We start from the raw sequence: 23,010 nt of genomic DNA, 5'->3' as shown, positions 1-23,010 counted from the left end.
CTGGTCGGGCGACCTGCCGCATGAGCAATTGCTACCCAGCGATCAGTACGATGATCGGGTGCCTGCAGCCCCGATCGACGACATCATCCGCCGCGGAATGACGGAGACGCCCGACTTCCCCGAGCCGGGCATCCTGTTCCGCGACCTCTCCGGGCTGTTCGCCGACCCCGAGGGTCTGCCCGCCGTGGGCGCCGCGCTGGTCGGTCGCGACGACGAGCCGTCGCCGTTCGGACATCTGGATGCGGTGGTCGGCATCGAAGCGCGCGGTTTCGTGCTGGGCACGGCGGCCGCGATGGCGGGCGGCCTGGGCATGCTCGCGGTGCGCAAGGCCGGCAAGCTGCCGGGCGACGTGCTCACCGAGCGCTACGCGCTCGAGTACGGCACCGCCGCACTCGAGGTGCACCCCGACACGCTCCCCGCCGGATCGCGCGTGCTGCTCGTCGACGACGTGCTCGCCACCGGCGGCACCGTCGCCGCCACGGTGCGCCTCATGCGGCGCGCGGGCTGGGTGGTGGCCGGGATCTCGGTGGTGATCGAGCTCGACGGGCTCGGAGGCCGCGCGGTGGTGGCGGCCGAGACCGACGCACCCGTGCATCCGCTGCTCGTGCTCTGAGGCCGGTGCCGCGAGGGCGTCCCCGCGACGAGGGGTCGAGGCGTCGAGGCGAGGGCCCGAGTCGAGGCCTTCAGCCCACGGGCTCAGTCGCCGTAGACGCGCGCGCCCGCGACCGGCCCCGTCACGCGCACGACCTGATACCGCGCCGCGCTGAGCGCGATCTGCAGCTCGAGCGCGCCGTCGAGATCCGGGGCTAGAAAGGCGATGGTGGGGCCTGATCCCGACACGATCCCGGCGAGCGCACCGTTGGCCTCGCCGACCTCGAGTACGGTCGAGAGGCCGGGGTTCAGGTGCAGCGACGGCGCCTGGAGGTCGTTGTGCAGCGACTCCGCGAGCATGTGCGGGTCGCCGGCGCGCAGCGCCTGCAGCACGTCGGCGTCGACCGTGGGCTGCCCCTGCGCCGGGAAGATGTCTTGGGCGTGGCGCTCGCGGTGCCGGTCGAGCTCGCGGTAGACCTCCGGCGTGCTCACACCGTGGTCGGGCAGCGCGAGCACCCACTGGAACTGGCCCTTGGCGAGCGCGGGACTCAGCTGGTCGCCGCGACCCGTGCCGATGGCGGTGCCGCCCGTGAAGGCGAAGGGCACGTCGGCGCCCAACTCGCTGGCCAGCGAGAGCAGCTCGTCGCGGCCGAGGTCGGTGCCCCAGAGCGTGTCGCAGGCGAGCAGGGTCGCGGCGGCGTCGGCCGAGCCGCCGCCCATACCGCCGGCGATCGGCACGTTCTTCTCGATGCGCAACCGCACACCCTCGCGGTAGCCGGCCCGGCGAGCGAGCAGGCGGGCCGCTCTGATGGCGAGGTTCGACCCGTCGGTCTCGAGCCCGCTGGTGTCGATGTGTCCGCCGAACTCAACCGAGAAATCGCTGGCGGGCGAGGCGTAGACGTCTTCGTAGAGCGAGACGGCCTGGTAGGCGGTGGCCACGTCGTGATAGCCATCGCCCATCACCGCGCCGACCTTGAGGAAGACGTTGATCTTGCCGGGGGCCCGCACGTGAACCGCGTCCGTGGCACCCCGATTGCTCATACCCCCGACCCTATCCCACGGCGGAGCGGGCCCTTCACAGGGCGCCGGTCGCCCCCGTGGGGCCGGTCGCCGCGGCGCCCGCAGCCGCCTCCTGCACGAGCGCGACGGCCTCGTCCACCACCCGCCGGGGGTCGTCGCGGTGCACGGAATGACCCGCTCCCTCGACCACCGTGTAGCTCATCGTGGGGGCCGCCGCGCGCATCCGCTCGCCCTCCTCGACCGTGAACGAGGCGCCCAGCAGCGGGTCGGCGGCGAGCACGTGCACCCGCGCGGCGAGCGTCGTCGCCAGGGCTTCGAGCTGCCAGGTGCCGGCGTTGTCGCGAATCGTGCGCTCGACCACGAACGGGCTCACGACCCGGGCGGCGTTCACTTTCTGCACGGCGTCTTCGACGTGCCAGAGCGGATGCTCGCGCATCAACGCAGCAGGGTCGAGTCGGTCGCCGTGCAGGTCGGCGAGGAGGTCGGGGAGGATCTGCTCGGCCTGCTCCTCGCCGAGGGCGAGCACGGGGTCGACGAGGAGGAGGCAGCGCGTCCACCCCGGGTCGGCCGCGGCGGCGACGACGGCGATGGCGCCGCCGAGGGAGTGGCCGACGACGAGATCCCACGGGCGGCCCGTGGCCGGAGCAAACTCGGTGACGTCGGCGGCGTAGTCGGCGAGGCGGTAGCGGGTCGACCGCGGGGAGGCGCCGTGGCCGCGCAGGTCGGGGGCCGTGACCACCCAACCCCGGTCGGCGAGCTCGGACGCGACCCGCCACCAGGTTCCCGCCGCCGACGGCAACCCGTGCAGCAGCAGCGCCCGCGGGGCGTCGGTGGTGGGGGTGTCGTGCGTCGCGGATTGGGTGGGGGTGTGGCGGGTCGCGGCTTGGGTGGGGGCGTCGGTGTCGACGGGGCGCTCGGGCGACCGGTGGTCGGTGCCCCACTCGAGGATGGCGAGCCGAACGGGCACGGGGGCGGAGGCGGGCGCGGAGGCGGTGGCGGGCGCGGGGATGACGGTCGACGGGTCGGTCATGGCACCCCATCCTGCCACTGCGGCGTCCGCACGGTTCGCGGCCGCCGGACGAGGCTCTGCCCTCGGCCAGTCGGAGGATCTGGCCGCCCGGCTGCGCCGCTGGCGCTTGACCCCACCTCCGAGCCGCGACACCGCGGCTCCCACTGGCTGCCGAACGCTGGCTGCCGGCCGCGGGCCACTGACTGCTGACCCCACCTCCGAGCCCCGGCACCACGGCGGCCACTGGCTGGCGGCCAATGCCTGCCGGCTGCTGACCGCTGGCCGCTGACCCCTGGCCGCTTGCTGCTGGCTGCTGACCGCTGGCCACAGACCGCCGGCCTCTGGCCGCTGACCACTGGCCGCTTGCTGCCGGCGGCTGACCGCTGGCCACTGGCTGCCGGCCGCTGGCCGCTGGCCGCTGGCCACTGGCCCCACCTCCGAGCCGCGGCGCGGCGGCCGTGCGGGCCTATCGGCCGGGGGAGGCGTCGGGCGACGCCGACGCCGACGCGGGGGCCGCGCTCGCAGTGGAGGCACGGCGGTCGGCGCGGAGGGAGAACGCGGCGGGTGCGCGGACGCCGTCAGCGAGGTCGGCGAGCAGTGCGCCCACGGCCGGGGCGAAGCCGCTGCCCAGGTGCGAGAGTGCTGTGGCCACGACGACGGGCCCGACGCGGTCGATGACCGCGCGCCCGTCGCGCGTCGACACCGCGACCTCGCCGCGCTCGGTGAACTGCTCGTGGTCGAGTCCCGGCAGCCACTCGCGCACGTAGTGCTGCAGCGCCGTGCGGCGACGCCGCTCCGAGCGGAACCCGGCGGCGTCGGGCGCGGCCGCCGCCCCGGGAGCCGACCACACGACCTCCACTCCGTCTCCCGCCGGCGCTCCCCACACCGACCCGCGCCAGTACCCCGACCGCGGATCACCCACGACAGGATCGTGCCGCCAGATCGGCCACGCCCCGCTCCCCGCCGCGGCCCCGCCCGTCGTCGCGCGGAGCTCCCCGCCGCGACTCACCGCACCGCCGGTAGCCGCATCGACTCGCCCCGCGTCGGCGCCCTGCGCACTCCCCCGCCATGGCCCTTCACCCGCCGCGTCCCCGCCCGTCCACGCGCGGAGCTCTCCGCCGCGACTCACGTCATCGCCGGTAGCCGCATCGACTCGCCCCGCGTCGGCCCCCTGCGCACTGCCCTGCCATGGCGCTACCCCCGTCCCGGCCCCGCCGCGCAGCGGGAAGCGGCCGGGCTGCTGCTGCGTGACCACGAGGCGTGGCAGCACGAGCACGCCGCCGGCCAGCTTCGTGGTGTGGGCGCCGACGGTCACCACGAGGCGGCGGCACTCGAACTCCGTCGTCTGCTGGTCGACGGGCTCGCCCGCCGCGTCGACCGCGGCGACCTCCACCAGGGCCCGGTCGTCGCCCAGCACCCTGATGCGCGTCACCCGCTCGCGATACCGCAGCTCAGCCCCCGCGTCGCGGGCGGCATCGCGAAGCGCTCGCACGGCGACCCCCGCATCGAGACGCACCGCCCGCGGCACGTGGAGCACCGAGCCCGGGAACCGGATGCCGGGCCACTCCCTCGTCGCCGCCGCCTCGTCGAGAAGCTCGGACTCCACCCCCGCCACCCGCGGCGGCGAGTCGCTCCCCGACACCCAGACCGCGGAGCCGGTGTCGAGCAGACGCCGCCCGAGCCGCGACTCGAGTTCGCTCCACCACCCGGTCGCGTCGGTCGCGAGACGGAGCGTGAGCGCATCATCCGTGAACGGGGCGAGCGAGACGAGGCCGCCCGAGGCGGTCACCTCCGCGCCCTCGCGCTCGAACACGACGACCTCGCCGCCTCGACCCGCCAGGTGCCAGGCCGCCGCGGAGCCGGTCGCCCCCGCGCCGATCACGATCGTGTCGATGTACCTGGCCACGCCTCGACGCTAAAGGCGGCGGCGCCGAAGCGCCCTCCCGCCCGACACACAAGGTAAGACCATGACGCCGTGTGACGCGTCGAGGTTCAGAACCGCAAGAATCGCGAAGACCGAGCCCCTATACGACTCGGTCTTCGTCAGACTTGCAGTTTCGAACCGCGACTACCCGGCAACCCCAGCCCCAGCACCGCCGCCAGCCCCCCACGCCCGCGCGATCGCCAGAAACGCCCGCACATCGAGCTGCTCCCCCCGCGCCATCGGGTCGACCCCCGCCGCCTCCAGCACCCGCACGGCCGCCGCCGAGTCGCCGAACAACCCCGACAGCGCCTGCCGCAGCATCTTGCGCCGCTGCCCGAACGCGGCGTCGACGATCTCGAAGGTGCGCACCCGCAGCTCCTCGCTGTCGAGCCCCTCGCCCATCCGTTCGAATCCGACGAGTACCGAGTCGACGTTCGGCACCGGCCAGAACACCTGCCGGCTCACCTGCCCCGCCGTGCGCCACTCCCCGTACCAGGCCGCTTTCACGCTCGGCGACCCGTATACCTTCGACCCCGGTTGGGCGGCCAGCCGATGCCCCACCTCGGCCTGCACCATCACGACCCCCGACCGGATCGACGGGAAGTGCTCGAGAAAGTGCAGCAGCACCGGCACCGACACGTTGTAGGGCAGGTTCGCGACCAGCCGGCTCGGTTCCTGGGGCAGCGAGACAATGCGCATCGCGTCGTCGTGCACGACCGTGAGCCGCGCATCGGGCGCGAGCTCCGCCGCCGTCAGCGGCAGCTGCGCGGCGAGCCGCCCGTCGATCTCGACCGCCACGACGGACGCCCCCGCCTCGAGCAGCCCGAAGGTGAGCGAGCCGAGCCCCGGCCCGATCTCCACCACCGTGTCGCCAGCCTCGACCTGCGCCACCCGCACGATCTTGCGCACGGTGTTCGCATCGATGACGAAGTTCTGGCCCAGCTTCTTCGTCGGCGTGAGGTCGAGCAGCGCCGCGAGATCGCGGATCTCGGCGGGGCCGAGCAGACTCACGGATGCGTCACTCACGACGCCTGCACCGGCTCGTCCTCCCACCGGCCGTAGACCAGCTCGGAGTTCGAGGAGATCTGCGCGGCGAGCATCGACACGTCGGTGCTGAGGTGCGCCGCCATCGCCCGCAGCGTGTGCGGCACGAGGTAGGGCGCGTTGGGCCGCCCGCGGTAGGGCATCGGCGTGAGGTAGGGAGCATCCGTCTCGACCAGGAGCAGCGAGCGCGGCGCGACCTCGAGGGCTTCGCGCAGGTTGCCCGCGTTCTTGAACGTGACGTTGCCCGCGAACGACATGTACCAGCCGTTCTCGGCGCAGATCTCGGCGAGCTCGGCGTCGCCCGAGAAGCAATGGAACACCGTGCGCTCGGGCGCACCCACCCGCTGCAGCGTCGCGATCACCTCGGCGTGCGCGTCGCGGTCATGGATCTGCAGCGCGATGCCGTTCTCCTTCGCGATCTCGATGTGCGCCTCGAAGGAGCGGTACTGCGCGGCACGCCCCTCGTCTCCGGTGCGGAAGAAGTCGAGCCCGGTCTCCCCCACGGCGCGCACGCGCGGCCACGAGGCGAGTTCGGCGATCTCGGCGAGCGCGTCGTCGAGCCCGCCCGCCTCGTCGTACACCGGGGCCTCGTTGGGGTGCAGGGCGACGGCGGCGAGCATCCGGGGTTCTTTGGCGGCCTGCTCGGCCGACCAGCGCGAGGTCTCGAGGTCGGTGCCGACCTGCACCACACCGCGCACCCCGACCGCGGAGGCCCGGTCGAGCTGCTCGTGGTAGTCGAGGGGGTCGAGTCCATGGGCGATCTCGAGGTGCGTGTGGTTGTCGTAGACCGGCACCACGAGCGCCTCGGGCAGCGGCGGGTAGGCCTGCTCGGTGCGGTCGGAGGGCTCGCGCTGGCGGAGGAAGGCGGGGCTGCCCTCCGCGCGCGGGCCCAGGGGGTTCGGGCTCTGGGCGTCGCTCGTGGAACTCACGCCGTGGCCTCGACCTCGATGCGCGGGAAGAGCGCTTCGAGGGGCTGAACGCGAGGCCCTCCCGTCCAGTCGAAGGCGGCACGGATGCGCTGCTCCTGCACAGTGCCCGACCCCGACAGAGCGGTCCACAGCTTCGAAGCAGCCTCCGGCACGACCGGCGACAGCAGCACGGCGAGGGTGCCGAGACCGCGCACGGCCGTGTGCAGCACCGTGGCGAGCCGGTCGGCGTTCGCCGGATCTTTCGCGAGTGCCCACGGCTCCTGCGCCGTGATGTACCCGTTCAACTCGTCGACGAGCTCCCACACGCGCGCGATCGCCTCGTGCACGGCGAGGCGCTCGATTGCCTCGTCGGCGGCTGCCGTAACGCGGCGTTCGGTGTCTCGGATGCTGCGTTCCGCATCCGTCACCGCCCCCTCGACCGCGGCGGGCACGACCCCGTCGAAGTAGCGGGTGACCATGGCCACCACGCGCGACGCGAGGTTGCCGAAGCCGTTGGCGAGCTCGGCCTGGTAGCGGGCGGCGAGGTCTTCCCAGGAGAAGGAACCGTCTTGGCCGAAGTTGATGGCGCGCAGGAAGTAGTAGCGGAACGCGTCGGAGCCGAAGGTGTCGGTGATCTGCTCGGGGGCGATGCCCGTGAGCTTCGACTTCGACATCTTCTCGCCGCCGACCAGGAGCCAGCCGTGCCCGTAGACCTGCTTCGGCACCTCGAGCCCCGCGGCCAGCAGCATGGCCGGCCAGATGACCGCGTGGAAGCGGGCGATGTCTTTGCCCACGATGTGGGTGGCGGGCCAGAGGCGCGCGAACTTCTCCTCGTCGTAGCCGTAGCCCGCCGCCGTGGCGTAGTTGAGGAGGGCGTCGAACCAGACGTAGACGACGTGCGAGTCGTCCCACGGCACCTTGATGCCCCAGTCGAAGGTCTGGCGCGAGATGGAGAGGTCGGTGAGGCCGCGGCTGACGAAGGAGACGATCTCGTTGCGCACGCTCTCGGGCTGCACGAAGTCGGGGCGCGTCTTGTAGAGCTCGAGCAGCTGCTCCTGGAAGGCGCTCATGCGGAAGAAGTAGTTGCGCTCCTTGAGCAGCTCCACCGGCTTCGAGTGGATGGCGCAGACCAGCACTCCCTCGTACTGCCCGGTGCCGTCGACCAAGTCGGAAGGCTGCTTGTACTCCTCGCAACCCACGCAGTAGTAGCCCTCGTACTCACCCGTGTAGATGTGGCCCGCGTCGTGGAGGCGCTGCAGGAACAGCTGCACGTTCTTCTCGTGCCGCGGCTCGGTGGTGCGGATGAAGTCGTCGTTCGAGATGTCGATGGTCTGAAGAAGCGGCTCCCAGGCCTCGGCCACGAGCTTGTCGGCCCACTCCTTCGGGGTGACGCCGTTCGCGGTCGCGGTGCGGAGGATCTTCTGCCCGTGCTCGTCGGTGCCGGTGAGGAACCAGGTGTCGTCGCCGGCCTGGCGGTGCCAGCGCGCCAGCACGTCGGCGGCGACCTCGGTGTAGGCGTGCCCGATGTGGGGCACGTCGTTCACGTAGAAGATCGGCGTGGTGACGTAGAAGGAGGAGCCGTCGGACATGCACACCATCCTAAAGGTCGGGTCGGCCGGGCCCCGCTTGTGTGACGGCTGTCACTCCATGCGCAGCACGACCTTGCCCACCACGTGCCGCTCCGCGAGGTGGTCGTAGGCCTCCGCCACCCGCTCGAGCGGGTAGATCGTGTCGACGGGCACCGTGAGCGCGCCCTCGACGATGAGCGCGGCCAGCTCGGCGAGCGTGCGCGCACGACCGCCCGCCGCATTGCCATCGATCTTCACGCCGTGCGTCTTCGCGGCGCCCGGGTCGGCGATGGTGTCGATGCGCTCAGGCGCCACCCCGAGCTCGAGCGCTAGCTCGACGTTCCCCGCACCGACCGTGTCGATGAACGCGTCGACGCCTCCCGCCTCACCGCCGGCGGGCAGCGCGGCGACGGCGTCACGGATGCGCTCGGCCACCCCGTCGCCGTACTCCACCGGCACGATGCCCCACGACCGCAGCACGTCGGCGTCGTCGGCACGCGCGGTGCCGATCACGGTGGCCCCGGCGTGCTTGGCGAGCTGCACGGCGAACACGCCGACCCCGCCGGTCGCACCCGCCACCACGACGACGTCACCCGGCTCGACGCCCACCGCGCGCACGGCGGCGACAGCGGTCGTGCCTGCGACGTAGAGCGTCGCCGCCTCCTCCCAGGTGACGGAGTCGGGCTTCGGCACGATGTTCTCCACCGGCACCACCACATCGGTGGCGTGCGCCGACCGGGTGTCGCTGAAGCCGATCACCTCGTCGCCGAGGCTCACCCCCGTCACCCCGTCGCCGAGCCGCTCCACCCGCCCGGCCAGGTCGCTGCCCTCGCCAGAGGGGAAGGTCGCGGGGAACAGCTCGTGCAATTCCCCCGACCGGATCTTCGCCTCCCCCGGGTTCACCGACGACGCGACCACCGACACGCGCACCTCGCCCGGCCCGGGCTCGGGCCGTTCGACCTCCACGACCTTCAGCACCTCGCTGCCGCCGTACTCGTCGAACCGCACTGCCTTCGTCATCGCGACCTCCCGCATCCGTTACCTCTTCCACCCAACCACCGTCGGGCGCGGACTATGCCTTCGTGGACGGGGCTCCCAGGTGGGTGCCGGATCGCCGTGCCTCAGGCCCGACGGGCCGCGAGCGCCCCCTCGTAGAGGTCGCGGCGCCCGAGGCCGGTCGCGTCGGCGATGGCGGCCGCCGCATCCTTCAGCCGCTGGCCGTCGGCGACCAGCTCGAGCACCTGCTCGACGCCCGTGGCGAGGTCGATCTCGAGCGCCGCGGCTCCCGCCACCACCAGGCAGATCTCGCCCTTCACCCCGCCCGCAGCCCACGCGGCGACCTCGGATGCGGTGCCCCGCCGCACCTCTTCATACAGTTTCGTGAGCTCCCGCACCACCGCGACGCGGCGGTCGGCCCCGAGCGCGGTGGCGAGGTCGGTGAGCGCGTCGGCGATGCGGTTGGGCGACTCGAAGAACACCATCGTGCGCCGCTCGCGGGCGAGCTCGCGGAACGTCGCGAGCCGCTCACCCTGCCTCCGCGGCAGGAAGCCCTCGAAGGTGAAGCGGTCGGTCGGCAGGCCCGAGAGCGCCAGCGCCGTGACGACGGCCGACGGCCCGGGCACGACGGTGACGTCGACACCGGCGTCGATCGCGGCGACGACGAGCTGGTATCCGGGGTCGGAGACAGCGGGCATGCCGGCGTCGCTCACCAGCACGAGGTCGCCGTCGCGCGCCAGCTCGACGAGCGACGCCGCCTTCTCCCGCTCGTTGTGCTCGTGCACCGGAATGAGGCGCGGCCGGTTCTCGATGCCGAGAGCGCGCAGCAGCTTGGCGGTGACCCGGGTGTCTTCGGCGGCCACGACCTCCGCCGACTCGAGCAGTTCGACGAGCCGCTGGGAGGCGTCTTTGAGGTTGCCGATGGGCGTCGCCGCGAGAACCAACATCTCCACAGTCTCCCATTCGGCCGAGACCATCCACAGGATGCTCCGGTGACGGATGTGCACACCCTCAGCCCGTTAGCATGGCCGGGTGAGCACAGAGGTGGCGACCGACGCAGAGCCGTCGCCCCCGTCCGGGCCGGCCGGCTACGCCGGGCCCACCGGGTCGCGGCTCGACGACTGGTGGCTGCGGCTCATGGCGACGCCCGCCCGCGAGCGGCTCTGGCGCTGGGGCGGGCCCATCGCGGTGACGCTGCTCGCCGCCGTGCTGCGGCTGGTGAACCTCGGGCACCCGCACTCGCTGGTGTTCGACGAGACGTTCTACGTCAAAGACGGCTGGAGCACCTGGAACCTCGGCTACGAGGCCAGCTGGCCCGCCGACGTCGATGCGCAGTTCGCCGCGGGCGGCGCCGACCTGTTCAAGACCGACGCTTCGTTCGCGGTGCATCCGCCGCTCGGCAAATGGATCATCGGCGCCGGCATGGCGCTGTTCGGCCCCGACAACTCGTTCGGCTGGCGGTTCTCGGTCGCGGTGTGCGGCATCCTGCTCGTGCTCCTCACAGCTGTGATCGGCACGATGCTGCTGAAGTCGACGCTGCTCGGCACGATCGCCGGGTTCCTGCTCGCCATCGACGGGCATGCCATCGTGATGAGCCGGGTGGGCATCCTCGACGGCATCTCGGCGCTGTTCCTGCTGCTCGGCTTTGGAGCGGTGCTGCTCGACCGGCAGTGGCATGCGACCCGATTGGCAGCCGCCGTGGCGGCTCGTGAGCAGAGCTCCGGGTCGGTGCCGGAGTGGGGTCCGGTGCTGTGGAATCGGCCGTGGGTGCTGGCCGCGGCGGTGGCCTTCGGGCTCGCCTCCTCGGTGAAATGGTCGGGCTTCTACTTCCTGGCCGCCTTCGGCGTGTACCTCATCGTCGTCGACGCGCTGGCCCGGCGCCGGCTCGGCATCCCGTTCTGGTTCAGCTCGGCCGTGCTGAAGCAGGGCCCGGTCACGTTCCTGCTGCTCGTGCCGCTCGCCGCCGTGAGCTACCTCGTCACCTGGGCCGGCTGGTTCGCCACCTCGGGCGGCATGTACCGCACCTGGGCGCAGAGCAACAACGGGGAGTGGACGGGGGCGCTCTCGTGGGTGCCGCTCGCGGTGCAGAACTTCTGGCATCTCGAGGTGGCGGTGTACAACTACCACGTCAACGAGCACTCGCCCCACCCCTACCAGGCGAACCCGCTGAGCTGGCTGTTCCTCGTACGGCCGACGCAGATGTACGTGAACCAGGTCGACGACAGCGTCTGCGGCGGGCAGACCTGCTACGAGAACATCACCTCGATCGCGAACCCCGTCATCTGGTGGTGCGCCACCGCCGCGCTGTTCTACCTCGTGTACCGCCTCGTCGTGAAGCGCGAATGGCAGGTGGGGCTCATCCTCATGGGGATGGTCGCCGGCTACCTGCCGTGGCTGATGTACCTCAACCGCACGGTATTCCAGTTCTACACGATCGCGTTCGAGCCCTACATGATCCTCGGGCTCACCTTCGTCATCGGGCTCGCGCTCGGCTCGCGGGGCGATCCGAGACCCCAGCGCACGAGGGCTCTGCTCGTGGTCGGCGGGTTTCTCGCCCTCTGCGTGCTCGTGTCGGCATGGTTCCTGCCGGTGTGGACGGCGATGCCCGTGCCGTCCTGGTTCCTCAGCCTGCACTACTGGCTGCCCACGTGGCGATGAGCCGCGGGCTCGCCGCCCGGTCGGCCCTTCCGGGGCTGGCCGTGGCCGGCGCGGCGGCGGCTCTCGCGTTCGCATTGCACCTTGTGTTCCCCGTGGTGCCGCAGCTCACGGCGGCGGTGGGTCTCGGCATGGTGGCCGGGCAGATCCCGGCCGTGCAGCGCATCCTCGACGGAGTGCTGAAGCCGGGCATCGGTGTGGCGGCGAGGCGACTGCTGCGCATCGGCATCGTGCTGCTCGGGTTGAAGCTCAGCCTCGTCGACATCGCCGGTCTCGGCTGGGAGACGATCGTCGTCATCGTGCTCGTCGTCACCCTCACCTTCGTCGCGACGCTGTGGCTCGGAAGGCTGCTCCGGCTTCCGGGCACGCAGCCCATCCTCGTCGCGGCGGGTTTCTCCATCTGCGGCGCCTCGGCGGTCGGAGCCATGAGCGCGGTCACCCGCAGCAAAGACGAAGACACGGCGACGCCCATCGCGCTCGTCACCCTCTGCGGCACGCTGGCGATCTTCGTGCTGCCGGTGCTGCGCATCCCGCTCGGCCTCTCGGCCGAAGACTTCGGGCTGTGGGTCGGGCTCAGCGTGCACGACGTCGGCCAGGTCGTCGCCACGGCGCAGATCGCCGGGCCCGCTGCGCTCGCCGCCGCCGTCGTGGTGAAGCTCACCCGGGTGCTGACGCTCGCGCCGATGGTCGCGGTGGTCGGGCTCGTGGAGCGGCGGCGAGACGCGCGTCTCGCGGCACTCGGCGCGGGGCACCCCGACTCCGTCGAGCGGCCCACGACGAAGCGGCCGCCGATCGTGCCGCTGTTCATCGTGGGCTTCATCGTCGCGATGCTCGCCCGCACCTTCGTAGTGCCCCTCCTCGACTCCGGCGCGTCTGGCGCCGTGCTCGAGATCGCCGACGTCGCGCAGACCATCCTGTTCTCGATGGCGCTGTTCGCGCTCGGGTCGAACATCCGCTTCCGGGCGCTGGCCCGCACGGGCTGGAGGGCGCTCATCGTGGGGCTGGCGTCGTGGGCGCTGATCGCGGTGCTCTCGCTGGGCGCGGTGTATCTGCTCGCGTAGGCGCGCGGCGGGGAACGGGCGGGCGGGCCGGCGTACGTGGCCGGTGCGCGGCTGCAGCGGCTCAGTGCCGTTCCTCCGACCGGCTGCCACCGTGCATGACCTCACGTGCGCGCATCCGGCGGGTCAGTGCCGTTACTTCGACCGCCCGCCACGGTGCATGACTGCCGCTTCGCGCATCCGGCGGCTCAGCGCCGTTCCTCCGCCCGACTGCCACGGTGCATGACTGCCGGTGCGCGCATCCGGCGGGTCAGTGCCGTTCCTCCGCCCGACTGCCACGCAGCATGACGACTGATGCGCGCATCCGGCGGCTCAGCGCGCATCCGGTGGATCAGTGGGTGAGCTTCAGGCCGATCACGCAGGCGACGATGCCGAGCACGAGGAGGGCGCGCACGAGCGAGAAGCCCTCGCCGCCGAAGGTCATGCCATAGATGACGGTGAGTGAGGCGCCGATGCCGACCCACACCGCGTACCCGGTGCCGACTGGGATGGTGCGGAGCGCGTAGGCGAGCCCACCCATCGACGCGATGAGGCCCACCCCGAAGATCACCGTCGGCCAGAGCTTCGTGAAGCCCTGCGACTTGCCGAGCGCGGTCGCCCACACGGCTTCGAGAACGCCGGATGCGATGAGCACGATCCATGACATGACAGTCCACTCCCTGCGTGGTCAGTCTTGTCGCGTGCCGGGTACTGCGCCCTCGTCCGGAGGCCGCACCGCGGCCTTGCGACAAGTGTCGCACGCCAGCCTGCTCACCGGCGGCTGTGCACGGGCGGATGCACACACGCGGTTCCGCCTAGGCTTTGTGCGTGAGCGACGCCAGGCACCCGACCCCCGTGGCGGGCGGGGAGCCCAGCCGCGTGGCCGTGCTCGGGCCTGTCGCTGTGCTGTCCGGGACGGGAGAGCGGGTGGAGCCGGCCGGGCTGCGCGCGCGAACCCTCGTCGTGGCGCTCGCGCTCGCCGCGCCCCGCTCGCTCACGACGGCGCAGCTGATCGACGAGGTGTGGGGCGACGACCCGCCCGCAGGCGCAAAGGCAGCGCTGCAGACCCTCGTGTCGCGGTTGCGGGCGACCGTGGGTGACGAGATCGTCGTCTCGCTGCCCTCGGGCTATCGACTCGACATCGAGCCCGACGAGCTCGACCTCGGAGCCGCAGAGGATGCCCTCGACCGTGCCCGCGCGGCCCTCGACGACGGCGACGACGAGAGCGCGCACTCGCTCGCCCGCAGCGCCCTGGCTCTGTGGCGTGCGGAGCCGGGGGCCGACCTCGGCGCGGGTGCAACGGCGGAGGCTCTCCGGGAGCGTGCGGCGGCGGCCTCCCACGGCCTCACGGCGGCCCAGGCGACAGCGGCCCTGCGACTCGGCCGAGCCCTCGAAGCCGAGGAGCTCGCCCGTCGCCTCACCGCCGTCGCCCCCTTCGACGACAGCGCGCGACTCCTGCTCATGCAGGCGCTCGATGCGCTGGGCCGTCCCACCGAGGCGCTGGAGGTCTTCGCGCAGTACCGGTCAGCGGTGCAGGAGACCTTCGGCACGAGCCCCTCGCCCGAACTGCAGGCGCTCCACCTCGAACTGCTTGCGCGCGATGACGTGACGCCCGGGGCGCCGCGCTCCGCGGTGGTCGTCGCCCCGCCGCCGGTAGCGCGCGCATCGACCCCCACCGCGATCGTGCGCGGCGTGCGCGCGGCGCCGAACGCCCTCATCGGGCGCGACGGCGACCTTGCCGCGCTCGAGCAGCTCCTTCGACGCTCGCGGATCACGACCGTGCTCGGGCCCGGCGGGCTGGGCAAGACGCGCATCGCGCACGAGCTCGCGGCCCGGGCGGCGTCGGCCGGTGCGTTCGAGTCGATCGTCGTCGTCGAACTCGCCGGTGTTCGGTCGGGCGACGACGTGGTATTCGCGCTCGCCGCGGCCCTCGGCATCAGGGAGGTGGCGACCAGTCGGCGCATCGGAGACCAGGTGGTGCGGGCCGACCTGCGCACGCGCATCCTGAACCGGCTCGGCGAGCGTCGCACCCTGCTCGTCGTCGACAACTGCGAGCACCTCATCGAGGCTGCCGCGGCCTGGTGCGCCGAGCTCACCGGCGAGCTGCCCGAGCTCACCGTGCTCACCACCAGCCGCACGCCGCTCGCGATCTCGAGCGAGCGGGTCTACGCGCTGCCGCCCCTCGGGCGCGCGAACGGGGTGGCCGCGACGAATGCGCTCGCGCCGACCGGGCGGGCGAGCGGCGCGGCCGCATCGAGCACGATCGCGCCGAGCGCGAGCGCACCGTCGACCACGGCCGCGTCCGGCCCCGGCCCCGCGCCCGCGGCACCCGTCCACAGCACGCCCCTCCAGGCCGACCCCACCCAACTCGACGACCCCGCCGTGCGGCTGTTCGTCGACCGGGCCACGGCCGCCCGCCCCGACGCGCTCCTTCCGCTCGACACCGTGGCGCGGCTGTGTTCGCGGCTCGACGGTCTTCCGTTGGCGATTGAGCTGGCGGCGGCGCGCATCCGTTCGCTGTCGATCGACGAGATCGAGCGCAGGCTCTCGAACCGCTTCGTGCTGCTCACGGGCGGCGACCGCTCGGCCCCCGAGCGGCACCGCACCCTGTTCGCGGTGATCGAATGGAGCTGGAACCTGCTCGGCCGCGACGAGCAGCGCGCCCTCGCCTGCCTGTCGGAGTTCGCCGACGGGTTCGGCCTCGAGGGGGCCGCCGCGGTGCTCGGCGTCGACGAACTCGAGGCGCTCGAGCTGCTCGACGCGCTCGTGGCCCAGTCGCTCGTGGTGATGGTGGAAGGACGGGTGGGCATGCGGTACCGCATGCTCGAGACGGTGCGCGAGTTCGGGCAGCAGCAGCTCGACCTCGAGGGTCGGCGCGACGCGGTGCGCGACGCGCTGTTCGGCTGGGCCGACGCACTCGCGCTGCGACTGCTGCCCGACACCGACGGGGCGCGCCAGGTCGAGACCTTCGCGGTCATCGCCGTCGAGGAGGACAACCTCATCGACCTGCTCCGCCGCGCCATCGACAGCGGGCGCGCCGAGGTAGTGGCGTCGGTGTTCGCGCTGCTCGGCTACTACTGGTCGCTGCGCAGTGCCCACAGCGAGGTGCTGGCGTTCAGCCGACCGGTCTACGAGGTGCTACGCGGGTATGCGCCCAACGATGCGCGACGCGAACTGCTCACGCTCGGACTCGTGATCGTCGTCGCGACCAACGTGCTCACCGATCTGCGCTTCGCGGTGCGACCGCTGTCGCAGCTGCGGCGGCTGGTGAGCGAGCATCCGCCGGTCGACGAACGCCTGGCGACGATGGCGGGCGTGCTGCTGGCCTCGGGCGACGAGAACCTTCTGCGTGGGCGCGTCGAGGTGGCGATGAAGTCGTCGCACCGGCCCACCACTCTGCTCGGCGCGATCATGGGCAGCGTCTGGGCCGAGAACGAGGGTCGCCGGGCCGACGCCGTCGCCTCCGCCCGCGCCGCGGCCCGCCTTGCCGAGTCGCTCGACGACACCTGGGGCGGCGCGATGGCCGCGCAGATGCTCGGCGCCCTGCACAGCCAGAGCAACGAGCCGACGGATGCGCTCCGCTGGGCCGAGCAAGCCCGCACCGGTCTCGCACGGCTCGGCGCCGCCGACGACCTCCGGCAGATCGAGTGGGTGATCGCCAGCAACCAGATCGCCACCGGCGAGTTCGATGCGGCACGCGAGGTGTTCGAGCGGCTCGTGGTGAGCCCGGGCGAGAGCGACGGCGTCGACATCGCAGCGATCGGCCACTCCGGCCTCGCCGAGCTCGCCCGGGCCGAGGGCCGCTTCGCCGACGCCCGCGAGCACTACGCCCGCGCCGTCGGCACCTTCGCCTCCGCCCCGCGCATGCGCGCGTCGCCGTGGTACCTCATCGTGCTCTCGGCAGCCCTCGTCGCGCAGACCCTCGACGCCCTGCACCTCGCGGGCGCGCACCTCACCCCGGAGTCGCTCGCCGCCGAGCGCCTCCTGCTCGCTCGGCGGCTGCGCTCGCGCACGCTCGCGACACTCCGGATGGGTGGCCGGGTCGACCACCCCGTGCTGGGCGCATCCGTCATAGGACTCGCCGTCTGGGTGCAGCCCTTCCACCCCGACGTCACCCTCGAACTCCTCACCCTCGCCGAGTCGATGGGCGCCCGCCAGGACTCCCCCGCCCTCCACCTCGGCCCCCTCCTCGACGGGTACCAGCACGACGCGGCGACCCCCGCCACGTCTGCCGCGGCGAGCACCGCCTCCGCTGCCGACCCGCTCAGCGCTGCCCGCGCATCCGCCGCCGCCCTCCCCGCAGTCGACCGACCCGCCCGCATCACCGCGCTCCTCGGCACCCCCGCCCCCTGGTCGTGGGGCTGGCACTGACGCCGAACCCCGCGCCAGGATGGCTCGAAGCCACCCCGCGCGGGGTCCGACAACCGGCGCGCGCCACGCGCACAACGCACCGCCCAGCGACGACGACGCGCGCCACGCACCGGGCGCCACGCGCGCCGCGCCGCCTCACGCCTTCTTCATGTACGCCCGCACCGTAAGCGGCGCGAAGATCGCGACGATGATCGCGGCGCCGAGCAGCGAGATCCACGCGTCGCTCGTCCACATCCCCGAGTTCGCGAGGTCGCGCACCGCGGTCACGAGGTGCGACACCGGGTTGATGTTCACGAACCACTGAAGGAACGTCGGCAGCGTGTCGACCGGCACGAACGCGTTCGAGAGGAACGTCAGCGGGAACAGCACGAGGAACGAGATGCCCTGCACGCTCGACGCGCTGCGGGCGATGACGCCGAAGAACGCGAAGATCCAGCTGATCGCCCACGAGCAGGCGATGACGAGCAGCCCCGCCAGCACCACGAACCCGAAGCCGCCGCCCGGACGGTAGCCCATGATGACGCCCATCGTGAAGGTGAGCGTGGTGGCGATCGCGTAGCGCACGGTGTCGGCGAGCAGCGCACCGGCGAGGGGCGCGATGCGGGCGATGGGCAGCGACTTGAAGCGGTCGAACACTCCCTTGTCCATGTCTTCCCGCAGTTGGATGCCGGTGACGACCGAGGTCGTGATCACCGTCTGCACGAGGATTCCCGGAATCAGCTGCGGCAGGTAGTCGGCGATGCTGCCCGCGATCGCGCCGCCGAAGATGTACGTGAACATCAGCGTGAAGATGATCGGCTGCAGCGTCACGTCGATGAGCTGCTCGGGCGTTCGCCTGATCTTGATGAGCCCGCGAGCCGCCATGCTGAACGAGTTCTGCACGGTCTGCGCGATGCTGACGTGGTTCTTGAGGGTGCGGGTCACCCCGGGGGCGATCGTGGTGGGGGCGAGGGTGGTGGTCATCGGCTGGTCTCCAGTTCGAGTTCGGGGGCGGATGCGCCGGGGGTGGCGGGTGCGCCGCCGGGGGCGCCGGTTCCGGATGCGCGGCTCGCGTCGGCAGCATCCGTTCCGTCTCCGGCGGCGTGCCCGGTGAGGGCAAGGAACACCTCGTCGAGGGTGGGCTGCTGCACAGACAGCTCGGCGACGGCGATGCCGTCGGCCCGCAGCCGGATGAGCAGGTCGGTGACCGAGTCGGGGTCGGTCATGGGGGCGGTCACGCGCCCGGCCTCGGGGCTCAGCACCGACTCGACGCCGAGCACGTCGAGGATGGCGAAGCGCGCCCGTTCGAGGTTCGCCGCATCGGCAAGCCGCAGCAGCAGCGAGGCCTGACCGACCGAGCCCTTCAGCTCATCGGCCGTGCCCTCGGCCACGACCACACCGCGGTCGATGACGGCGATGCGGTCGGCGAGCTGGTCGGCCTCGTCGAGGTACTGGGTGGTGAGGAGCACGGTCGATCCGGTGGAGACGAGCCGGCGGATGGTGTCCCACATCTGCGCGCGGGTGCGCGGGTCGAGGCCGGTGGTGGGCTCGTCAAGGAAGATGAGCGGCGGCTGCGAGATGAGGCTGGCGGCGAGGTCGAGGCGGCGGCGCATACCACCGGAGAACTTCTTGAGGGGGCGTTTTGCCGCTTCTGTGAGTCCGAACTCCTCGAGGAGCTCTGTGGACTTCTTGTGCGCATCTTTTCGGCTGAGCCCGTTGAGGCGGGAGAACAGCACGAGGTTCTCGGTGGCGCTGAGGGTCTCGTCGACGCTCGCGTACTGGCCGGTGACGCCGATGAGCTGCCGCACGATCTGCGCCTCGCGGCGGATGTCGTGGCCGAAGACGGTGGCCTCGCCCCCGTCGGGCTTCAGCAGGGTGGCGAGCATGCGGATGGTGGTGGTCTTGCCGGCACCGTTCGGGCCGAGCACACCGTAGACGGTGCCGGTGCGCACGCTGAGGTCGACACCGTCGACGGCGCGGTTGTCGCCGAAGACCTTGACGAGTCCGTGGGCTTCGACTGCCCAGTCGCCGTGGATGCGGGCGTTCGGGTTCATGGTCGACATGCGGTCTCCTTTCGGGAGGGGTTCGTGGTGAGCGTCTCGCTCTGCCACGACTCTCCTCCCGGCCGCTTACCCGGCACTGACGTGCCGCTGACATGCGCGCGGCCCGCGCGCGTGCGCGTTCTTGCGGACAAAGTCCGTCAGAACTGCAGTCTTGACGGACTTTGTCCGCAAGAAAGCTGGTGGGCGCAGACGCGGGGTCGACCCGGGCTCCGGATGCGCGGGGCGGCTCAGCGGGAAACGGTGAGGCCCGAGGCGGTGGTGGTGGGGAGGCGGCACACCGAGTCGTGGCAGAGGTAGGCGGTCGGCACGCCGGCGGGGGCGGTGCGGCCGGCGAAGAGCTCGAATCCGGCGGAGGTGAGCATCGCCGCGGCGGACTCGGTGGCGACGGCGACGAGGTCGCTCGTCGCCATGCGCACAGCGGCGCGGAGGCCCTCCGCCGCCATGACAGCCTCTTCAGACAGGGCAGCGGGAGGCGTGTCGGGCTCGATGAGCACGAGTTCTTCGAAGGGGGCGGCGAGCCGCGTGAGCAGCTCGAGCGTGGTGCCGAACGAGATGGGCCGGGTGACCGCGAGCGGAGCGACCCGCGCCACGGCCGCGACGACCGCCTCGCGATACTCGCGCCGCCCGGTGAGCGAGTGCAGCACCAGGGCCGCAGAGCACACCGCACTCGGCCCCGACGGGTAGGCCCCCTCCGACGGATCGAGCTCGACCGCGAGCCCCCGCGCCCCCAGCACGGGGTCACCCCCGCCGGGCACGCGGAACCCGCCGCGCGCTCCCCCGAGCACGTCCGCGCCATCCGCGCCCGCCGGGTCACTCGCGCTCGCGCCGACCGCTCCATCCGCGCCGGCGCCGGCCTGATCGTTCGCGCCCGCGACCGCGCCGCCCGCACCCCCGAGCACGGCGTCGACGAGCATCCGGCCGGCCTCGGCGTAGCGGACGGAGCCGGTGGCGGCGGCGAGGCGGAGGAGGCCCTCGGCGAGCATGCCGTAGTCCTCCAGGGTGGCGCGGGCGTCCGAGGCCACGCCGTCGACCGAGGCGCGCACGAGCAGGTCGCCGCGCAGGTGCGAGGCGAGCAGGAAGTCGGCGGCGTGCTGCGCGGCGGTGGTGAGCGAGGGATCGTCGAGCGCGAGGCCGGCACGGGCGAGGGCCGAGATGGCGAGTCCGTTCCAGCCGGTGAGCACCTTGTCGTCGAGGGCCGGCGGGGTCTGCGCGGCGCGCGCCGCGGCGTCGAGCAGGTAGTACCCGCCCTCCACGCGCCGCCCGTCGACGGTGCTCTCGGAGTCCTGCGCCGAGGCGAAGCCGCCCCCGGGCAGCTGCAGCACCGACACCAGGAACGACGCGATCCCCGCAGCCGTGTCGCGAGCCCAGCGACCCTCGGCAGAAGCATCCTGAGTCCACGCGATCGTGTACACGTCGAGCAGCAGGGCGTTGTCGTAGAGCATCCGCTCGTAGTGCGGGTCGCTCCAGTCGCGCCGGGTGGAGTACCGGAAGAAGCCGCCCTCCACGGCATCTCGCAGCGGCGATGAAGCCATCGCGCGCAGCGTGCGGTGCGCCAGCTCACGCGCTCCCAGTGCCGGCGAGGCGAGCAGGAAGCGCAGCACCGGCGCCACCGGGAACTTCGGCGCCCCGCCGAACCCGCCGTGCCTGGTGTCCTCGTACTGGAGCAGCTCGCCCACCGCCTCCGCGAGCACGTCGGCACCGGGCAGCGCACCCACCCCCGCAGAACCCGCAGCACCAGAACCCGAAGCCCCCGCAGCCCCCGCGGCCCCCACCGCCGCCGCGACCTCCCCCGCGAGCGTCTCCACCTCACCGCGCCGCGCCGTCCACGCCTCCCACACCGCGTCGAGCACCTGCCGGAACGACGGATGCCCGTCGACCGGCACCGGCGGCGAGTACGTGCCCCCGTAGAACACCTTCGCGTCGCCCGTCGTGAACACGTTGAGCGGCCAGCCGAGGTTCTGCGTGAACGCTCCCGCCGCGGCGAGGTACGCCGAGTCGACCTCCGGATGCTCCTCCCGGTCGACCTTGACGGCCACGAACCGCTCGTTCAGCACCGCGGCGAGCGCCGGGTCGCTGAAGCTCTCGCGAGCCATGACGTGGCACCAGTGGCAGGTGGAGTACCCGATCGACACCAGCACCGGAACGTCGCGCCGCCGCGCCTCGGCGAACGCCTCCTCACCCCACGCCCACCAGTCGACCGGGTTGTCGGCGTGCGACCTCAGGTACGGACTGATGGCGGAGGCGAGGCGGTTGGTCACGCGACGGCGCTCCCCGCGGCCGCGCCGCCCCCGACGGCGCTTCCCGCGGCCGCGCCGCCCCCGTCGGCGCTCCCCGCGACAGCGCCGCCCGCGCCCGCGCCGCCCTCGCCGGCGGAACGCCGCACCACGGCCTTCTCCCCCGCCCGCACCGGCACGTCGAGCCGGTTCTGCGGCGGCGGGAACGGGCAGACGTAGAAGTCGGCGAACGCGCACGGCGGCAGGAAGGCCCGGTTGAAGTCGACCTCGATCTCGCCGCCGCCCGCGTCGGCCCGCAGGCGCAGGAAGCGGAACCGATAGGTCTCGTCTCCGTTCGTGGTGTCGCCGAAGACCACGAGCATCCCGCTCGCGTCGCCGGTGGCCACCAGCTCGACCTCACGCCCGCCGACCTCGAGCGCGATGGTGCCGGCCAGCTTCGAGCTCTCGACGTAGCCGTCGACGAGGTTCATCTCGACCGTGGCGTCGGCCTCGGCCGGGTGGAAGCGCCCCCTCAGCGCCCATGCCTCGTCGGCCGGGTACGCGTCGATGCCGACGACGGATGCGCGGCTCGCCGCCTCGGGGTCGAGCACCCGCAGTGCGACGTCGTCGTCGCGCCGGAAGTGCCGCAGCAGCAGGCCACCGACGAGCGTCTCGCCGCCCTCGTCGATGGTGAAGTCGTCGCCGACGATGGCCCCGTCGTCGAGCCGCCACGACCCCTCGAGCCCCTCGAGCTGCTGCGGCTCGGCCGACAGCCAGTGGGTGGCCACGAGCGCGGCGATGCCGTGCGGGGCCGTGACGGTGCGCAGCCTCGCTTCATGCCAGCTGTTCCAGGACTCTTCGAACTCGACGTCGCTCACCGTTCCACCGTACGCCCGGAGAACCTGCCGAACATGTCGTTTCGTGGACATCCCGCCCCTGTGCTCGACCCCCGTCCGGGGGTAAATTACCGAGGAGCATCGACCCGGATGCTCCTACCGACCCGAAATCGGAGACCCCATGACCCGCTCTTCAGCCATGCCCGGAAACTCCTCGACCGGCGCCTCCGCCGACGCCGACGCGGCCGGCACCGCCGCCGCCTCGACCGGCGTCAGCCGCCGCCAGTTCACCACCGCCGCCGCCTGGGCGGCCCCCGTCATCGCCCTCGCCGTCGCGACCCCCCTCGCCTCGGCGAGCGCCACCATCTCGCTCTCCATCGCGCGTGACAACCAGGTCACCTTCACCGGTGACGGCGACCCGCGCGCCCTCGAGGGCACCTACGACGGCACCCTCTCGGCGCTCAACCTCCCCCAAGGCTCCGAGACGGGCGTGCTCACCTACACGATCGTCATCCCGAGTGGCGTGACGGTCAGCTACGGCTCCCTGCCCGCGGGCTGGGTGGTCGCGACCGACAGCCCCACCCTGCTCGTCTTCCAGGGCCCGAGCCTCACCAGCACGAACACCACCACCACCCTCCCGTCGCTCACCTTCGGAGGCACGATCGCCTCGGGCGACCGCATCGTCATCTCGATCGACGCGGCCGAGCCCGGTTACCAGGTCGCCGACGACGAGCTCGGCTTCGGCGCCTAGCCCGGCCGGGCACCCCAGCGCACGACGCCGCGGAGGGGGTGGGTC

General features: G+C 72.5%; 18 protein-coding genes and 1 riboswitch. Of the genes, 5 read left to right on the top strand and 13 right to left on the bottom strand.

What is annotated here, in order from left to right; translation table 11 throughout:
* Positions 1-58: 58 nt before the first annotated feature.
* On the top strand, positions 59-613 hold the full coding sequence (locus tag HL652_RS03745) for an adenine phosphoribosyltransferase (RefSeq protein ID WP_459544692.1): 555 nt from the start codon (positions 59-61) through the stop codon (positions 611-613).
* Between the two features lie 83 nt (positions 614-696).
* Here the strand turns inward: HL652_RS03745 and HL652_RS03740 are convergent, their stop codons facing one another.
* The 8 genes from HL652_RS03740 to rsmI form a co-directional block, all read right to left on the bottom strand.
* Positions 697-1,632, bottom strand: coding sequence for a 4-(cytidine 5'-diphospho)-2-C-methyl-D-erythritol kinase (locus HL652_RS03740; RefSeq protein ID WP_171704051.1), 936 nt, complete (start codon positions 1,630-1,632; stop codon positions 697-699).
* A 34-nt stretch (positions 1,633-1,666) separates the two neighbouring features.
* A complete protein-coding gene (locus HL652_RS03735; RefSeq protein ID WP_171704050.1) occupies positions 1,667-2,641 on the bottom strand; it encodes an alpha/beta fold hydrolase in 975 nt (324 codons plus the stop codon).
* Positions 2,642-3,086: 445 nt separating this feature from the next.
* Positions 3,087-4,526, bottom strand: a complete 1,440-nt coding sequence (locus tag HL652_RS03730; RefSeq protein WP_171704049.1) for an NAD(P)/FAD-dependent oxidoreductase — start codon at positions 4,524-4,526, stop codon at positions 3,087-3,089.
* A 162-nt stretch (positions 4,527-4,688) separates the two neighbouring features.
* The gene (gene rsmA / locus HL652_RS03725; protein ID WP_171704048.1) at positions 4,689-5,570 is read right to left on the bottom strand and encodes a 16S rRNA (adenine(1518)-N(6)/adenine(1519)-N(6))-dimethyltransferase RsmA; all 882 of its coding nucleotides are present in this window, start codon (positions 5,568-5,570) and stop codon (positions 4,689-4,691) included.
* On the bottom strand, positions 5,567-6,481 hold the full coding sequence (locus HL652_RS03720) for a TatD family hydrolase (protein WP_171707167.1): 915 nt from the start codon (positions 6,479-6,481) through the stop codon (positions 5,567-5,569). The genes rsmA and HL652_RS03720 overlap by 4 nt, the downstream gene beginning before the upstream one ends.
* A 32-nt stretch (positions 6,482-6,513) precedes the next feature.
* Complete coding sequence (gene metG / locus HL652_RS03715; protein WP_171704047.1) at positions 6,514-8,085, bottom strand: methionine--tRNA ligase; 1,572 nt, start codon at positions 8,083-8,085, stop codon at positions 6,514-6,516.
* Positions 8,086-8,136: 51 nt separating this feature from the next.
* Positions 8,137-9,084 (bottom strand): NADP-dependent oxidoreductase, encoded by a 948-nt coding sequence (locus HL652_RS03710; RefSeq protein WP_171704046.1) that lies wholly within the window; start codon positions 9,082-9,084, stop codon positions 8,137-8,139.
* 101 nt (positions 9,085-9,185) lie between these two features.
* The gene (rsmI, locus tag HL652_RS03705; protein WP_171704045.1) at positions 9,186-10,007 is read right to left on the bottom strand and encodes a 16S rRNA (cytidine(1402)-2'-O)-methyltransferase; all 822 of its coding nucleotides are present in this window, start codon (positions 10,005-10,007) and stop codon (positions 9,186-9,188) included.
* 85 nt (positions 10,008-10,092) lie between these two features.
* On the opposite strand from rsmI, the gene HL652_RS03700 reads away from it, so the two are divergent.
* Together HL652_RS03700 and HL652_RS03695 are read left to right on the top strand one after the other, a co-directional pair.
* The gene (locus HL652_RS03700) at positions 10,093-11,718 is read left to right on the top strand and encodes a dolichyl-phosphate-mannose--protein mannosyltransferase (RefSeq protein WP_253743624.1); all 1,626 of its coding nucleotides are present in this window, start codon (positions 10,093-10,095) and stop codon (positions 11,716-11,718) included.
* A complete protein-coding gene (locus HL652_RS03695) occupies positions 11,715-12,776 on the top strand; it encodes a YeiH family protein (protein WP_171707165.1) in 1,062 nt (353 codons plus the stop codon). The genes HL652_RS03700 and HL652_RS03695 overlap by 4 nt, the downstream gene beginning before the upstream one ends.
* A 328-nt stretch (positions 12,777-13,104) precedes the next feature.
* Here the strand turns inward: HL652_RS03695 and HL652_RS03690 are convergent, their stop codons facing one another.
* Entirely contained in the window at positions 13,105-13,419 is a 315-nt protein-coding gene (locus tag HL652_RS03690; protein ID WP_171704044.1) for a DMT family transporter, read from the bottom strand.
* A gap of 17 nt (positions 13,420-13,436) precedes the next feature.
* Positions 13,437-13,499, bottom strand: a riboswitch (guanidine-III (ykkC-III) riboswitch).
* An 81-nt stretch (positions 13,500-13,580) separates the two neighbouring features.
* Between HL652_RS03690 and HL652_RS03685 the strand changes: the two genes are divergently transcribed.
* Positions 13,581-17,123 carry a BTAD domain-containing putative transcriptional regulator gene (locus HL652_RS03685; protein ID WP_171704043.1) on the top strand — a complete coding sequence of 1,181 codons (3,543 nt, stop codon included), beginning with the start codon at positions 13,581-13,583 and terminating at the stop codon, positions 17,121-17,123.
* Positions 17,124-17,258: 135 nt separating this feature from the next.
* Here the strand turns inward: HL652_RS03685 and HL652_RS03680 are convergent, their stop codons facing one another.
* From HL652_RS03680 to HL652_RS03665, 4 genes are all read right to left on the bottom strand, one after another.
* Complete coding sequence (locus HL652_RS03680) at positions 17,259-18,086, bottom strand: ABC transporter permease (protein ID WP_171704042.1); 828 nt, start codon at positions 18,084-18,086, stop codon at positions 17,259-17,261.
* Entirely contained in the window at positions 18,083-19,156 is a 1,074-nt protein-coding gene (locus HL652_RS03675; protein ID WP_216604071.1) for an ATP-binding cassette domain-containing protein, read from the bottom strand. Before HL652_RS03675 ends, HL652_RS03680 begins: the two co-directional genes overlap by 4 nt.
* A 236-nt stretch (positions 19,157-19,392) precedes the next feature.
* Positions 19,393-21,423, bottom strand: a complete 2,031-nt coding sequence (locus tag HL652_RS03670) for a thioredoxin domain-containing protein (RefSeq protein WP_171704040.1) — start codon at positions 21,421-21,423, stop codon at positions 19,393-19,395.
* Entirely contained in the window at positions 21,420-22,256 is an 837-nt protein-coding gene (locus HL652_RS03665; RefSeq protein ID WP_171704039.1) for a DUF1684 domain-containing protein, read from the bottom strand. Before HL652_RS03665 ends, HL652_RS03670 begins: the two co-directional genes overlap by 4 nt.
* 139 nt (positions 22,257-22,395) lie before the next feature.
* Between HL652_RS03665 and HL652_RS03660 the strand changes: the two genes are divergently transcribed.
* The gene (locus HL652_RS03660; RefSeq protein WP_171704038.1) at positions 22,396-22,965 is read left to right on the top strand and encodes a hypothetical protein; all 570 of its coding nucleotides are present in this window, start codon (positions 22,396-22,398) and stop codon (positions 22,963-22,965) included.
* The last annotated feature ends 45 nt before the right edge of the window (positions 22,966-23,010 follow it).

The sequence above is a fragment of the Herbiconiux sp. SALV-R1 genome (assembly GCF_013113715.1).
Taxonomy (GTDB): Bacteria; Actinomycetota; Actinomycetes; order Actinomycetales; family Microbacteriaceae; genus Herbiconiux.
Note: the sequence above shows the minus strand (reverse complement) of the source record. Positions and strands in the feature narration are given on the sequence as shown.